At 51.3% G+C, this 1,605-nt stretch carries 2 protein-coding genes; both read right to left on the bottom strand.

The genetic code is table 11. From position 1 onward, the window contains the following. Positions 1-1,222: hypothetical protein (locus P8O70_12840; GenBank protein MDG2197745.1), on the bottom strand; the 1,222-nt coding region annotated here is incomplete at its 3' end. A 10-nt stretch (positions 1,223-1,232) separates the two neighbouring features. Then, on the bottom strand, positions 1,233-1,605 hold a 373-nt coding region (locus tag P8O70_12835; protein MDG2197744.1), incomplete at its 5' end, for a hypothetical protein.

Here is a 1,605-nt window from a genome sequence, read left to right as displayed (position 1 = left end):
GATCAATACTGCTGACTGTCGAGTTATTGTCACCGACTAGGCTAGTCACCAAAGTGAAAGTCCCAACGATTTGCTTATCCACCACCAAGCTGCTGGGGAACTGTCCCTGCTTGACGTTGTAGGTGATCTGGGTACTTGATCCGGTACCGTTATCATCAGTCACTGTCACCTTCAGAGTCCCGCTGATCGCGGGGTTATAGTTGACCATGGTTGCTGGATTGACTGTCGCATTATCGAAGCCTGGCGTTGTCAAACCTGAATTATTATCACTGCGAGTGAAACTCCACTGATAGCGGATTTGATCCAACGGCTTGTCATCACTGACATCAGCAGTCCAGAGGATCGTGCTGCTCGCATTATCACGCCAACCAGTCAGGGAGGTGACCACGGGGGAGAATTGGATACCTGCGATGTTGGGATTGCTCACCGTGCTCACTGCAATGCTGAAGCTGGACTTAACCCCAATTCCCTGACTGTTTGTCACCTGAACTGTATTTTTCCTCACTCCAGCTGAAATGGGTGCTGTGTAATTGGAGGTGAGCGTTGCTGAGGTGCCTAATAAATTTACGGAGCCCACAGCTGGATTAAAAGAGCCACCTTCTGGGGCAGCAAAGCTGTAGTTGAGCTTGGAGCCACTGGAACCTTCGACTTCGACCTGAACAGAATCAGTCAACTCTGTGCCAATGCTCGAAGGTGCCATGATCCGGGTAATTCTTGGAATCGCCAGCACCGTCTGGTCAGCTACCGGGTCCATCCGCAGGTTCAACGCGTTGGTCCCATTATCCAGTGACTGCTGGGTCGTCCCGCTGAAGATCATCAGGCTCTTGTTGTCATAGGCCCGACCGTCAAACTGGTAGACTTGGCCGATGTTGATGTTGTAGACCTTGCCAGTCCAACTACCACCCACCTGGCTGAGGTAGACTGACTGCAGGGTGGAGCCGCTGGTAGCGTTCTTGACATCAATGCTGATGTTGTCAATGTCGTTGTAGCCCCCAAGATAGCGATTCTTGCTCCGCCCCTGCTGGATGGTGTTGCCTTCGGAGAGCAGGACCTCCAGGGTCACCTCCTCTGAGCCGTTCAGGATAGGAGTGATGTTTGTTGTTACAGGATTTTGTTGCTCTGCAGGGTTAGTAGGGATTTGAGTTTTCTCGGGTTCAGTCGCACAGCCGGCCAACAGGGTGACCAGCAGTAGAGTCAGGACAAAGTAGATGAACTTGTACATGACTATTCTCCTATGGAGTGGAGTAAGGGAATTCCCCGAGACTCAGGGGGCGTGTCAATAGCACATTGCGACCGGAGCCATTTTCATCAGTTACCCTTAGGGTAATTGTGCCGGTTAGATTATCATGATACCCCAGCAATACGGTTGGATTGCCGGTTGGCTCCGAAAATACAGATCCCTCCATGGACCATTGGTAACGTAGCTGGCTGAGTGGACCGTCATCGCTGATGGTCGCTTTAAGGGTCAACTGGTCTGTTGAGGTCCGCGTCAGTTGCAACTCTTCAATCACTGGGGTAAAGGTCAACCCAATATCTATGGCTTTGCTGACGACTTGCTCCACTTCCTCCACTGTTTCGGCAACGCTCTCTTCAATTGTTTCAACA

The sequence above is a fragment of the SAR324 cluster bacterium genome, assembly GCA_029245725.1.
Lineage (GTDB): Bacteria > SAR324 > SAR324 > SAR324 > NAC60-12 > JCVI-SCAAA005.
This window is presented reverse-complemented; position numbering and strand designations above follow the sequence as displayed.